At 72.4% G+C, this 12,633-nt stretch carries 12 protein-coding genes; 4 read left to right on the top strand and 8 right to left on the bottom strand.

The window, feature by feature from the left end:
* Positions 1-24: 24 nt before the first annotated feature.
* Positions 25-1,035: an NADP-dependent oxidoreductase gene (locus tag ABZ861_RS12000; RefSeq protein WP_361627750.1), complete on the top strand. Its 1,011-nt coding sequence runs from the start codon at positions 25-27 to the stop codon at positions 1,033-1,035.
* 308 nt (positions 1,036-1,343) lie between these two features.
* On the opposite strand, the gene ABZ861_RS12005 is transcribed toward ABZ861_RS12000, so the two are convergent.
* From ABZ861_RS12005 to ABZ861_RS12020, 4 genes are all read right to left on the bottom strand, one after another.
* Positions 1,344-2,240, bottom strand: coding sequence for a sucrase ferredoxin (locus ABZ861_RS12005; protein ID WP_361627753.1), 897 nt, complete (start codon positions 2,238-2,240; stop codon positions 1,344-1,346).
* A 7-nt stretch (positions 2,241-2,247) separates the two neighbouring features.
* Positions 2,248-3,453 (bottom strand): cupin domain-containing protein, encoded by a 1,206-nt coding sequence (locus ABZ861_RS12010; RefSeq protein ID WP_361627756.1) that lies wholly within the window; start codon positions 3,451-3,453, stop codon positions 2,248-2,250.
* A complete protein-coding gene (locus ABZ861_RS12015) occupies positions 3,450-3,851 on the bottom strand; it encodes a BatC protein (protein WP_361627759.1) in 402 nt (133 codons plus the stop codon). The genes ABZ861_RS12010 and ABZ861_RS12015 overlap by 4 nt, the downstream gene beginning before the upstream one ends.
* A 295-nt stretch (positions 3,852-4,146) precedes the next feature.
* Positions 4,147-4,923, bottom strand: coding sequence for an SDR family oxidoreductase (locus tag ABZ861_RS12020; protein ID WP_361627762.1), 777 nt, complete (start codon positions 4,921-4,923; stop codon positions 4,147-4,149).
* Positions 4,924-5,122: 199 nt separating this feature from the next.
* Between ABZ861_RS12020 and ABZ861_RS12025 the strand changes: the two genes are divergently transcribed.
* On the top strand, positions 5,123-5,719 hold the full coding sequence (locus ABZ861_RS12025) for a TetR/AcrR family transcriptional regulator (protein ID WP_361627765.1): 597 nt from the start codon (positions 5,123-5,125) through the stop codon (positions 5,717-5,719).
* Positions 5,720-5,783: 64 nt separating this feature from the next.
* Here ABZ861_RS12025 and ABZ861_RS12030 read toward each other — a convergent pair whose 3' ends face one another.
* Together ABZ861_RS12030 and ABZ861_RS12035 are read right to left on the bottom strand one after the other, a co-directional pair.
* Positions 5,784-6,557: a hypothetical protein gene (locus ABZ861_RS12030; protein ID WP_361627768.1), complete on the bottom strand. Its 774-nt coding sequence runs from the start codon at positions 6,555-6,557 to the stop codon at positions 5,784-5,786.
* A 207-nt stretch (positions 6,558-6,764) separates the two neighbouring features.
* The gene (locus ABZ861_RS12035) at positions 6,765-7,034 is read right to left on the bottom strand and encodes a DUF3761 domain-containing protein (protein ID WP_361627771.1); all 270 of its coding nucleotides are present in this window, start codon (positions 7,032-7,034) and stop codon (positions 6,765-6,767) included.
* Between the two features lie 489 nt (positions 7,035-7,523).
* Between ABZ861_RS12035 and ABZ861_RS12040 the strand changes: the two genes are divergently transcribed.
* Positions 7,524-8,021 carry a hypothetical protein gene (locus ABZ861_RS12040; protein ID WP_361627774.1) on the top strand — a complete coding sequence of 166 codons (498 nt, stop codon included), beginning with the start codon at positions 7,524-7,526 and terminating at the stop codon, positions 8,019-8,021.
* 235 nt (positions 8,022-8,256) lie between these two features.
* On the opposite strand, the gene ABZ861_RS12045 is transcribed toward ABZ861_RS12040, so the two are convergent.
* Together ABZ861_RS12045 and ABZ861_RS12050 are read right to left on the bottom strand one after the other, a co-directional pair.
* Positions 8,257-9,510: a hypothetical protein gene (locus tag ABZ861_RS12045; protein ID WP_361627777.1), complete on the bottom strand. Its 1,254-nt coding sequence runs from the start codon at positions 9,508-9,510 to the stop codon at positions 8,257-8,259.
* A gap of 253 nt (positions 9,511-9,763) precedes the next feature.
* Positions 9,764-11,479, bottom strand: coding sequence for an MFS transporter (locus tag ABZ861_RS12050; RefSeq protein ID WP_361627780.1), 1,716 nt, complete (start codon positions 11,477-11,479; stop codon positions 9,764-9,766).
* A 304-nt stretch (positions 11,480-11,783) separates the two neighbouring features.
* Here ABZ861_RS12050 and ABZ861_RS12055 point away from each other — a divergent pair, with 304 nt between their 5' ends.
* Complete coding sequence (locus ABZ861_RS12055) at positions 11,784-12,596, top strand: TetR/AcrR family transcriptional regulator (protein ID WP_361627783.1); 813 nt, start codon at positions 11,784-11,786, stop codon at positions 12,594-12,596.
* Positions 12,597-12,633 lie beyond the last annotated feature (37 nt).

Consider the following 12,633-nt stretch of genomic DNA (forward strand, 5'->3'; position numbering starts at 1 on the left):
ACAGACGCGACAGGGAAGAAGACGATGCCGACAGACACCATGAGAGCCGTCCGGATCCATGAACACGGCGGCCCGGAGGTCCTGCGCTACGACGAGGTGCCGATCCCCGAACCGCAGCCCGGCGAGGTGCTCGTGCGCGTGCACGCGGTCGGCGTCAATCCGCCGGACTGGTACCTGCGCCAAGGGCTGTCCAAGCGGCCTGGGAACGCGAAGCTGAATTACGAACTGCCCCTGATCCCGGGGACGGACGTGTCGGGCGTCGTGGAAGCCGTCGGCGCGGACGCGGAAGGCTTCTCCGTCGGCGACGAGGTCTTCGGCCTCCTTCGCTTTCCCAGCTTCGACGGCAGGGCGTACGCCGAGTATGTGACCGCCCCCGTGTCGGACCTCGCGCACAAGCCGGCCGGTGTCGATCACGCGCACGCCGCCGGGGCGCCCATGGCGGGGCTCACCGCATGGCAGTTCCTGATCGACCTCGGACACGATCACCCGTCGCCCTTCCAGGCGGCGAAGCACCGTCCGGCGCCGCTCGACGCCGACACGACGATGCTCGTCAACGGCGCCGCGGGCGGCGTGGGGCACATCGCCCTCCAGCTCGCGAAGTGGAAGGACGCACGGGTCATCGCGGTGGCGTCGGGCACGCACGAGGCGTTCCTGCGCGAACTCGGCGCCGACGAGTTCATCGACTACACCGTGAGTCGTCCCGACGAACTCGCCCACGGCCTCGACCTCGTCCTCGACACCGTCGGCGGACCCCACAGCAAGCGCTTCCTGCGCACGCTCAAGCGAGGCGGCTCACTGTCTCCCGTGTTCTTCGGCGACTTCGACGAGGAGGAGGCCGCGCGACTGGGCGTCACGATCTCGACCACCCAGGTCCGCTCGAACGGCGCGCAGCTCGCCGAACTGGGACGCCTGCTGGACGCGGGCACGGTACGCGTGGCGATCGACAGCACGTTCGCGCTCGCGGATGCCCGGCTGGCCCACGAACGCGCCGCCCGAGGGCATATCCAGGGCAAGATCATTCTCACCGTCGCCTAGCCGTCCTCGTCGGCGTCGAGACCGAGGCACTCGCGGGATATCACGCGCCCAGTGCCGCCGGATCGGTCGCCCGCAGGGGGATTCCGCCGATGCCCTAATACTCGTTCCGTGCCGCCATCCTGGCAGCACGGCACACGGCACACGGCACACGGCACACGGCGGACGGCGCACGGGGGACGACAATGGCGCACGGCGTACGGGCCGGCCGTCCCCGCGTCGTCTTCGTGGCGCCGGTCGCGACAGCGGCTGTCGCTCCGCCGGGGTTCCGCCTGGTCACTCGCCAGGTCACCGAACCCGCCGACCCCGGATCACGCGGAGTGGATCGCGCTCACCTCGTAGACGATCGCCGCGCTGGGCGCCGGGCCGCGGCAGGTCAGGCGGTACGGGGGTGCGCGGTGGGCGCGCAGGTCGACGTCGAAGGCCGTCGGCACGGGCGCGCGGAGTTCGACGCGGACGCGCCAGTCGTCGCCTTCGCGGGCCGTGCCGGTGACCGCGTAGTCGTGCCGGCCGGCCGGGCCGAAGCGGCCGAGCAGGGCGGCGACGGCGACCTGCTGCGGCGGGCCGAGGTCCGTGTAGCCGCGCAGGTGGTCGGCGTGGACCCGTCCGGCCAGATGCTCCTCGACCACCGCCACGGACGCGGCGGCGTCGAGGCGGCCGTAGTACACGCCGTCGGGCACGACGACCACGTTCGCGGCGAACCGGTCGCCGCCTACATGCGTGGACTCCCAGACGAGGTTCGGCCACCGCTCGCTGAGCGCTCGCGCGACCGGGCGTCCGCGTACGGCGCAGCAGACGTCGTGCTGACCGTGGACGCAGACCAGGACGACGGGCGGGTGGTCGGTCGGGCCGGGGGAGCGCAGGGCGTCGGCGATCTCCACCAGGTCCTCGTCGCGGGTCCATGTGCCCCAGCGCTGGCGGTAGGCGCCGGACGGCTCGTAGTGCAGGACGGCCCACCGGCCGGGGCCTTCGGGTCGGGGACGGGCGAGCCGCCTGACCAGGAGCACGCGGGCGCGGACGGCGTGGGCCGCGGACCAGACGTGGGTCTTGACCTCGGGTGCGAGGTCGATGCCGTCGAAGCCGTTGACCGGCCAGCCGCTCCGGTACTCGATGAGCACCCAGACGAGGCCGCGCGGCGCCGTCCCCGCGATCGGGTCGCCGCGCATCCGGGCGGCGTCGGCGCAGAAGAAGCGGCCGGTCGTGGTCACCGGGCCGCTACGGTGCGGCGGGCACCAGGACACCCGCGCGCAGCAGTCGGAGCGCCAGGTCAGGGCCGACTTCACCGGCCGTGCGGACCTCGCCGTCGAGCAGACGGGTCACGGAGGGCAGGTCGGTCTCGGGGAAGTCGAGCCAGCCCACCCGCGTCCGCAGACGCACCCCCTCCAGCCGGGCTTCCAGCGCTCCGCGCAGCCGCACCGGCGAGTGCGGTCCGAGGCCGTCCACGGCGGCGAGCTGGGCCAGGGGCCCCAGGGGCGCCGGACGTCCCTGGCCCCGCCGGCCCCGCTGGAACGACGGCTCGGACTCGGCCTCGGCGACGGCCGCGGTGAGGCGCTCGCGGACGCCGTCGGCCTCCCGCGCCGTCCCCTCGACTCCGAGAGGCAGGGAGGCGCGCATCGCGGGGTCGTCGCGCAGTGCCGCCAGCGCGGCCTCGGCGAGCTGTTCGGCCAGCGCGTACCGCGTCCAGACGTGGACGCCCAGGGTCAGGTGGACCGACGTCTCGCCCTTCGCCTCGGCGGCGTGCAGCCAGCCGCGCGGCAGGTACAGGACGTCTCCCGGCGCCAGTACGGCGTCGATGTACGCGGGCCCCTTCGCGGCCTCGGCGACGGCGACGCGGTGATCGGTCCAGGGCTGGTCGCGCAACGGGTCGGGGTGCACGGGCTCGTGGACGAGCCAGCGCTTGCCGCCGTCGATCTGGACGACGAACACGTCGTGGACGTCGTAGTGGTCGTCGAAGCCCCGGTTCTGCGGCGGGGTGACGTAGGCGTTGGCCTGCACCGGGTGCCCCAGTTCCGCGCTCAGCCGGGCGCACAGGTCCGCGACGGGCGCCCAGGTGCGGTGAAGGGCCTGGAGGACGAGGGTGGCGCCGCCCGCGAAGCAGCGCCACAGCGCGGTGTCGTCGAGCTGGTCGGCGATGGTGGCGCCGACGCCGCCGGACGAGGTGTAGGACGACTCGGGGAGCACGGCGCCGTCCTTGGCGACGCGGAGGAAGGGCGTACGCAGTCCGCGTCGCGAGACGAGTTCGTCGACGGCGTCGGCGCCGAACACGTCGGAGAAGTCGCTCGCGCGACGGGTGAGCAGCGCGGTCCGCGACCAGACGTTCCGCGCGAAGTCCTCACGCCCGAGGCGGGTCAGGCGCGTCTCCAGGATCCCGGCGCCCGCCGGGGCGCCGGGATCGTGGACATGGGTCCCCGGGCCGCTCAAGACCCGGTACCGGACCCTTCGGCGCTGCCGTCGGCGCCGCCGTCGTGGACGCCGGGCTCACCGGCGGCGCCGCCGTCGGCCGGACCCTCGGCGCCTCCGTCAGCGCCGCCGTCGTGGACGCCCGGCACTCCGGCCGCACCGCCGTCGGCGGGACCTTCCGCGCCTCCGTCGGCACCGCCGTCATGCACGCCGGGCACTCCGGCGGCGCCACCGTCGGCCGGACCCTCGGCCTCGCCGTCGGCGCCGCCGTCGTGCACGCCCGGCACCCCGGCCGCACCGCCGTCCGCGGGACCTTCGGCGCTGCCGTCCGCACCGCCGTCGTGGACGCCGGGCTCGCCGGCGGCGCCGCCGTCCGCAGGGCCTTCGTGCTGGTTCGGTTCCTGATCGGGATGTGTCACTTTTCCTCCTCGGCCTCGACGTGACGTGCCCTGTCGGCCTGGTTGATCAGGTCGGTCACGGCTCTCCGGCGAGTCGAAGGCACTGCGACCACAGTCGCCCAGAAAACGGCCGGGTGCATCCGGTGGGGAGGCCCGCGGCGGCAGGACTTCGGAGGGGCCGCGCCGGTGTGCGGACGGGCGAGCCGGCGCGGCGCCCAGTCGGCCATGGGCGCGGGGACGAGAGGTCCCGGCCGGGCGGCCGTCAGCTCCACGGCGACCCGTGCGCCGGGCCGTCAGGATTCGCTTTTCCGGGGGATCAGCGGACGGTGAGGCCGCCGTCGACGGCGAGGACGGCGCCGGTCGTCCACTGGGCCGAGGCCAGGTAGGCGGCCGCGGCGGCGACGTCGTGGGCGGTGCCCAGGCGTCCCAAGGGGTACGACTGCTCGATCCGCTGGTCGTGTGCGGTGCGCTGCTCCACGGTCATGGGGGCGAGGTGGGAGCGTTCGTAGGTGGGGGTGTGGACCGCGCCGGGGGCGATGGCGTTGACGCGGACTCCCTGGGGGCCGAGTTCGTTGGCCAGCGCCAGGGTCATGGAGTTGAGTGCGCCGCGGGTGGCGGAGTAGGCGGCCGAAGGGCGGCCGGCGACCATCTTGTGCGCCCAGTAGCTGCTGATGTTGATGATGCTGCCGCGGGCGTTCAGGAGGGCGGGCAGCAGGTGCCGGCTCAGCAGCAGGGGCACCTGGACGTTCAGGTGCCACATCGTGTGCATCGCGTCGACGGTGGTGTCGGCCAGGGAGGAGAAGTGGGCGGCGCCGACGCTGTTGACGAGGGTGTCGACCCGGTCGGTCAGGTCCGCGACCTGCGCGGCGATCTGAGCGGGGGCGTCCAGCGCCGAGAGCTCCGCGGACACGGTGTGCACGGTGGTGCCGTGCCGTCCCAGTTCCTCGGCAGCGGCCCGGAGCTTGTCGCGGTCGCGGGCGACGATGACCAGGTTCGCCCCGTCGGCGGCGAGAGCGTCGGCGATGGCCAGGCCGAGGCCCTCGCTGCCGCCGGTGACGACGGCGAGGGGAGCGGTGGTGCGGTGCTCGTGCATGTCGGGATCCCTCGGGGTGATCGATGGACGCGCTCGGGGTCGCGAAGCGGCGTAGACCTTCGAGACGCGCCGGTGACCGGCGATACGCGAGTGACCGTGAGCCGCGTCTGTCGGACGTCTCAAACGGACGCATTCTGTCCGCTTCTCTCAGCGTAGGGAAACGGACAGAAGTTGTCCAATTGCAGGTAGGGTGAGGGGTGTGCATACGGATCAGCCGGCAGCGGCTCAGGAGACAGCGACGCCGCTACGCGTCGATGCGCAGCGCAATGCCGCGCGTGTTCTGGCGGCGGCGCGCCGCGCCGTGGCGCACCACGGGCTGGACGTCAGCTATCACGAGATCGCACGGGAGGCCGGCGTCGGTGTGGGCACCGTCTACCGGCGCTATCCCGAGCGTGACCAGCTCATGGCGGCCGTGCTGGGCGACGTCCTCACCGAACTGATCGACACCGCGAACCAGGCTCTGGACTCCGACGACGCCTGGGAGGGCTTCTCGCTGCTGTTCACCGGCCTGGTCTTGCGCACCGCGCAGAACACGGGCCTGTCCGGCTCTCTGGACCAGCACGGCGGGCCCGCCGTCGCCGAGCAGCGCCGCCAGCTCCTCGACCTCGTCCGCAAGGTCATCGAGCGCGCCCAGAGCCATGGGCGCCTCCGCCGGGATCTCGCCTGGCAGGACGTGCTGCGACTGACGGGGGCCGTGGCGGTGCAGGGATGCGTGCTGGGACTTGAGGCTGATCCCGCACGCGGTCACCAGTCCGTGCTGACCGTTCTTCTGGACGGTCTGCGAGCGGGCGGGTAGGCGCCGACGTGGAACGCGCGCCGGGTGTGGGGGAGGAGGGCCGCGGGGGACAGCTCGGGTGCAGCTAGGGGGACAGCGGAGCCAGTGACTCGCACAGCGAGGACGGGAAGGCGGGCTCGTAGCGCTGCACGTCCTGGCAGCCTCCGGCCGAGGTCCGCATGATCGGCGCCCAGCCCGTTTTCTTCGCCCGGAAGAACCAGCGGTCGCGTAGCCGGGAGGAGCAGGCGGGACCCGTCGTGTCACCGCAGGCCGGGCCCGTGCGCCAGGAGAAGTCCAGCACCAGCCACCTCCCGTCGCACTTCTCCGAGTCCCGATACGTGTGCTCGGGCGCGTCGACCGCCGTCAACGCCTGATCGTAGGAAGCGGCGGTGCAGCCGGTGGCCGGCGGCGTGCAGCCCAGCTTTCCGCACAACCGCAGCGCGGGCGGCTTGGCGCCGTCGGCGGTGAAGCGCGTGTAGTGGTCGACGATCACGTCCCGGTCGCCCAGCGGCTCGGGCAGTCTGACCTTCGCCGTGGCCGTGCTCTCACTGGTGCACCCGGAAGCCTTGTCCCCGGACGGCGAGGTGAAGGTGACCTGCACCCACACGACGTCCGTCATCGGGTCGGTGAGCACTGCCTTGAGCGTGCGCACGCACGCGTCACCGCCACCGGGCACCCGCGTGTCGAGGAGCAGCGTGCGCCGGTCCCCGCCGAGACGGACTCCGGTGACCGCGGAAGGCTCCATCGTGGGCCACGGGATCGGCACGGTTGCCGTCGACGAGGGTGACTTCTCGCCCTCCCGACCGGCCACCTGTGTCCCGCACGCGCCGAGGAGCAGCACGGCGACAGCACAGAGCATGGCGGCCGCTCCACGCGTTTCTCCTGTTCGTCGCAACAGCGCTCAATCCCCCCGGCACGCACCGACGTTTCCCGGGCCAATATAAGACTGCGGCCGGGAAGGCTCACCCAATGCTCATTGCCCGCTGCTCCGCCGACGTCGGCGAGCAACGGCGCGCGGGTGGCCGCTCGCGTGCTGCGCGAGCAGCCACCCGCGGTGTGCTACGGCCTACTTGAACCAGTAGCGGACGCCGTGGTGGTGCGAGCAGGTGCCCTGGGAGTGGTGCGAGTAGGACAGCGTGGCGTCCTGGCACTTCGCGGTCTCGTACTTGTCCTTGGGCTTCTGGTGGTGCGTCCAGCCGCACTGGCCCGTGGTGTGGTGGATGCAGTGATGGGCGCTGTTGGCAGACGGCAACGTCGCCGCGGACGCGGTCGTCGCGCTGAAGAAGACGCCGGCCACGGCGACGGCCACGGCCGAGGCGGCAAAACGAGCACGCAAAGGGCCCCCCCTTTTTTGAAGCGAAACAAATGCAGACCGGGACTCTATATGATTTTCAACTGCCTAGGTGGCGTCCCGTAGATGGTCCATTTGTCGCCTCGCACGGGCTCGACGACCGTGCGGCGCGGCCGCCTGTCCGACGAGGACTGGGTTGCGTATCCGCGGGACGCCGAACGTGACGTGCGGACGCCCTGGCCTGCGAGGCGCCTGCCGCGCCGACAGCGCTCGGCCCCTTTCGCCCCCGCGGTCTCCGCTCCACTGGGCGGCAGCCAGTTCGCTCTCTGTCGCGCCGAGAAGCAGCACTCTCCGGTGAGTTAATGTCCCAGTCCTTCGAACAAACTCACGGTAAGGGGAGAAATGAAGCGTATGGAAAGGCGCTGGCCGCTGTCTGGGAGGCCGCGGCGAAGCGCCTGGGCGGCCTGCGCGGCCGCGAGCATGTCGCAACGACAGCCAGGCCGTCGCACGATGCGGGCACCACAGTGCCCCTATGTGGATCGCCCCCGGCTCGCCCGCCCGGCAGGCGCCCTGCGCATCGCCAGGAGCCTCCTGCTGATCACCACGGCGTTGGCGGCGTCCAGTTGCACGGCGGGGGGAAAGCCCCATCCGATGTACGCGAAAGCGCAGACGCCCGTCGTGCGGGTCGTCTTCGGCCGCTCCCCGGTGCTCAGCGACCCCCCGCCGCCCGAGCAGGTGCGCCTGCTGATCCGCTGCTTCCTCCAGCGGACCGAAGCCCGTGACCGGGCCGGCCTGGCTCAGCTCGCCCCGGCCTCCGAGGCGGACGCCGCCACGGAAGCGGACCGGGTCATCAAGACCTACGGCAAGGCCGCACACGGCAACGTCGTGGCGCACATCAGCGACGAAGATCCCAAGGACAGCCGAGGCGGCTACCTGGAGTTCACCGGCACAGGCCAGCGCATGACAGTCGAACTCGCACGCGAGAACGACACGTGGTGGATCGACTTGTACGCCGCCAAGGCGTACCACTGAGCCGCTGATCGGACCCGCACGTCCCGGCATTCCTGCGGCGGGTGTGCGTCGGGCACGCCGTCGGAGTGGAGGACGCGCGTGCCAGCGGCGTGCTTACCGTCTGGGTCCCCGCTGGACGTTCCAGTGGCCGTCAGGGGGCCGACGGCGGTTGAAGAGGCCGAGGGCACCGGAGCGGGGGCGGCTCACGTCCGAGGGGCGGGGCGGCGAGGCCGGGACCCTGTGACTCGGCGCGGCGTCATCGCAGCCGTACGAGGAACACGTCTCCCAGGACGTTGGTGTCTCCCGGCACCCAGTCCTTCTTCCACGACTGGAACGCCGCCACCCGCGTGTCCGCGTCGTACACGAGGGCGTCCATGGCGGTGTCGTCGTGCAGCAGCGATCGAGCGTGGGCCGTCCGGACATCGCGGACGTACTCGTGGCCGTCCACTGAGACGACGTAGTCGTGGGAGGCGCCGAGGAAGGGGCCGGCGCTTGTGTAGGCCGCCGGGTCGCCGGGCGCGTCCACCGTGCGCGTGCGGTGCGTGACGAGGTCCCGGAGGCAGCCCCCGGTGTGGCGCGCCCCGGGGACCATCTTGTCCGATTCGGAGTCGAACAGGACGTACCTGCCGTCCGCGCTGATCCCGGTGAACCGCGAGGGCTTGGGGGTGGTGTCGCTGCCGTCGTACGTGACGTCCACGCGCTCGGCGCGTCCGGTGGCGCGGCGCCACGCGTACAGGTATCCCACAGGCGGCCCGGACACGTGGGGCTGGTCCGTGGAGTAGGCGACGGCGCCTCCGTCCGGGGTGATGTGCGGCGCCTTCGCCTCGCGGTCTCCCTGCGGGCCCGGCGCGGCGCTCACCCGTCGTGTGGCGCCGGTCCACAGGTCGCGCACGTAGACGCGCACCTCACCGTGCAGGCCCAGCGGGTACCACGGCGCCGCGCCGGCCACGAACGCCACGTACCGTCCGTCGGCGCTGATCGACGGGTCGCGGGAGACGACGCCGTACCCCTCGTCGAGGCCACGGTCGACCTTCGTGGTGCTGCCGGTGCGCAGATCGCGGACGTAGACGTCGGACTGCCGTCCGGGCGGCCCCATCGGAACGGGGTAGGTCCACTCCGAGGTGAACGCGACGTAGCGGCCGTCGGCGCTGAGCGAGGGCTGGTAGGCCTCGGCGCCGGCGGGCGCGCCCGCGCCCTGTGCGGTGACCCGCACGAGACGACCGGTGCGCACGTCTTTGACGAAGACGTCCCGTTGGCCGTCGGCGTCCCCGGGCACGAGGTCGGTGGCGTCGGACTCGAAGGCCACGTAGCGCCCGTCGGCGCTGATCGACGGGGCCAGGGAGTCGCCGTCGCCCTGCGCGCCGTGGGCGGAGACGCTGACGCGTTCGACTCGCGGGCCGCGCCCGGCGGCGGAGGCCGGCGGCGCGGCCCCGGGCACGGTCAGTAAGGCGAGCAGCGTGACCAGCGCGGTCCCACCCGCCGCGCGCACGGCTCTGGCAGCTCTGGACATGTTCCCCTCCCGAGAAACCGTCTTCCCCCGGGCCCCACGCCGAGGGCGCCCAGGGATACAAACGCGACCGGGCGCTTGGGGTCAATCCGCCCGTCCGCGTACAACTTTCACGCCAGATCAGCCGTCCGCGACCAGCCCGCCTCGCCCGCCTCGCCCGCCTCGCGCGGGCGGAGAGGCGGACGGCCGGGCGCCCCGCGTCTGGGGCGCCCGGCCGTTCCGCTCGTCGCCGCCGACGGTGCGGCGGCCGGGAGGCTCAGTGTCCCGCCGAGCCCTCGGGGCGGGCGTGGCGCGGCAGGAGGAACGCGAGCAGGAAGGTGAGCACGAGCATGCCGTCGACGATCCACAGCACCGTCTTCATGACGGTGCCGAATCCGGTCTCGAAGGCCGACGAGGCGGTGGCCTTCAGCGCCTCCGGAATCCGGGCGCCCGCCTCGGGCGACGTCACGGCGGACCGGGCGTCCTTCTCCTGGCGTGCGCAGGACGCCGGGGTCGCGGCGGGGTCCTTGGCCACGGCCCGGTCGGAGGCGCACGTGCGCAGGTCCGCCACGACGCGGTCCTGAGCGGCGGGCGCGACGTGCGCGGCAGCGAGCTGCGCCCGCAGGCCGCCCGCGTGGTGGTCGACGGCGGTGGCGATGCCGCCGCCCAGCAGACCGAAGAACACGGTGCCGAGGAGGGCCACGCCGAACGCGCCGCCGAGCTGCTGCACCGCGGTCATCGTGCCGGACGCCGAGCCCGTCTCGTGCTGCTCGACGCTGGCGAGCACGATGTCGAAGAACGGCGCCATGAGCAGGCCCATGCCGATGCCCGTGACGAGCAGCGACGGCAGGAGCTGCCAGGGGCCCACACCGGCGCCCACGCTGTCCAGCGTCAGCCACACGCCGAACACGCCGAACGCCATGACCACGGCGCCCGCCTGGAGGACGGCGCGTCCGAACCGGGCGACGCCCTGGGCGATCCCGAAGCCCGCGATCATGCCGCCCGACCAGGGGACCATCACCAGACCCGCCTTCAACGGCGAGTAACCGAGGCCGATCTGGGTGTAGAGGTTGAAGACGAGCATGAAGCCCTGCATGGTCGAGAAGAAGACCAGGCCGAGGATCATGCCGCCGCTGAAGCCGCGCTTGCGGAAGAGGCTCGGGACGACCAGCGGGTCCTTTCCGCTCCTGCTGCGGCGCGACTCGTACGCGGCGAACAGGGCGAAGACGGCGGCGGAGGCGGCCATCATCAGGAACGTCCACACGGGCCAGTCGTACTCACGGCCCTGGACCAGCGGGAAGATGATGAGCAGCGCGGCCACCGAGACCAGGAGCATGCCGGGGATGTCCAGGCCGGGCTTGCCGCCGGACTGGCGCCTGGGCAGGAAGCGCAGGGCGCCGAGGAAGGCCGCGACCCCGAGCGGCAGGTTGACCAGGAAGATCATGCGCCAGCCGGTGTCGAAGTAGTCGGCGTCCACGAGCCAGCCCGCCAGGATCGGCCCGCACACCGCGGACAGTCCCATGACGGGGCCGAACATGCCGAAGGCCTTCTGCGACTCCTTCGGGGGGAACATCTCCTTGATCATGCCGAGGCCCTGCGGCAGCATCACCGCGCCGAACAGTCCCTGCACGACGCGCGAGGCGATCAGCATCTCGGGTGACACGGACACCGCGCACAGCAGTGAGCCGACGGTGAAGCCGGCGGCCCCCACCAGGAACATCCGGCGGCGTCCGTGGATGTCCCCGAGCCGCCCGCCGGTGACGAGGCCGACGGCCATCGAGAGCGTGTACGCGGCGGCGAGCCACTGCAGCGTGGAGGCGCCGCCGCCGAGGTCGGCCCGCATGGAGGGGCCGGCGATGTTCGTGACCACGGCGTCGAGGAGGTCCATCACCTCGGCCGCGAGGATCACGAAGAGCGCAGCCCAGCGCCACCGGTAGGGCGCTGGTGCGTCGGTGGGCGTCTCAACGGACGCGGCACCGGTGGTGGTGGACATCGGGACTCCTCGCGGAAGGGTCGCGGCCGCGGGGCGATCCCGCGGGCAGGGGCGGACGGACGGGTGTGACGGCACAGCGCGCCGAACGGATCGGCGGGACTGAGTCCAGCGAGGGCGTGGATGAGCACACGCCCCGGAAAGAACGATGTTCAGATTAGCAGAACAGTGCTCACCAAGGAAAGAACGGTGTTCATCAAGATATAGCGCAAGCGTGGGGCCTCGCACAAGATATATCGCGTTTCTTCGCCCGTTCGCAGCTAGACGCGGGAGAACACTGTTCTCTCCCCGTGCCTAGACTGTCCCCATGACCGACGCGGCCCCCGGCACCCCCGCATCCCCTCCGCCGTCCCCGTGGGATCGCGGGCACCCCGCGCGCGCCCATGCCGCGCCCGCGCGCCTCCCGCTGTCCCGCGAGCGGGTGGCCGAGGCCGCCCTCAAGGTGCTGGACCGCCAGGGGCTCGACGGGATGTCGATGCGGCAGGTCGCCGCCGAGCTGGGCGTCACGGTCTCCGCTCTCTACGCCCACGTCAGCTCCAAGGACGATCTCCTGGAGCTGATGTACACCCGGCTCTTCGACGGCTTCGAGATGCCCGCGCCCGACCCGGAGCGGTGGCGGGAACAGCTCCGCGACTACGCCCGCGCCGCGCGGCGGCGCCTGCTGTCCCACCGGGACATGGCCCGGATCGCCATGGCCCACGTCCCCTTCACCGCCGAACTCCTGCCGTACGTCGAGGCGCTGCTGGCGATCTTCCGCGCGGCCGGGCTGCCCGACCGCATCGCGGCGGAGGCCGGCGACCTCCTCTCCACCTACATCGACGGATTCGCGCTGGAGGAGGGCATGTGGCGCGACCGGGCGGCGCGGCACGACAGCGGCGGCGCCTCCCTGGCCAGCCCCGACTGGCGCGAGATGGCCGACGAGATGCAGACCTACTTCGCGTCCCTGCCCGAGGAGGACTTCCCCCACCTGCGGGCTCTGTCCGGGCTGATGGTGACGGACTCCTCCGACGAGAGGTTCGACGTCGGTCTGGAGATCATCCTGCGGGGCCTGGCGAGTTATCTGCCGGACTCGGCCGACGGCGCGCGTGTGCAGGGCGGTCAGGGCCCGGACGCCGCCTGAACGTCACCGCAAGCTTTACTGCACATGGATTGCAGGT

Source organism: Streptomyces sp. NPDC046985 (genome assembly GCF_040644415.1).
Lineage (GTDB): Bacteria > Actinomycetota > Actinomycetes > Streptomycetales > Streptomycetaceae > Streptomyces.

What these genes read in the sequence shown, in the direction of transcription:
- ABZ861_RS12045 (WP_361627777.1), bottom strand. Translation starts at nt 9,510, where the DNA reads ATGTCCAGAGCTGCCAGAGCCGTGCGCGCGGCGGGTGGGACCGCGCTG.
- ABZ861_RS12000 (WP_361627750.1), top strand. Translation starts at nt 25, where the DNA reads ATGCCGACAGACACCATGAGAGCCGTCCGGATCCATGAACACGGCGGC.
- ABZ861_RS12050 (WP_361627780.1), bottom strand. Translation starts at nt 11,479, where the DNA reads ATGTCCACCACCACCGGTGCCGCGTCCGTTGAGACGCCCACCGACGCA.
- ABZ861_RS12055 (WP_361627783.1), top strand. Translation starts at nt 11,784, where the DNA reads ATGACCGACGCGGCCCCCGGCACCCCCGCATCCCCTCCGCCGTCCCCG.
- ABZ861_RS12020 (WP_361627762.1), bottom strand. Translation starts at nt 4,923, where the DNA reads ATGCACGAGCACCGCACCACCGCTCCCCTCGCCGTCGTCACCGGCGGC.
- ABZ861_RS12030 (WP_361627768.1), bottom strand. Translation starts at nt 6,557, where the DNA reads ATGCTCTGTGCTGTCGCCGTGCTGCTCCTCGGCGCGTGCGGGACACAG.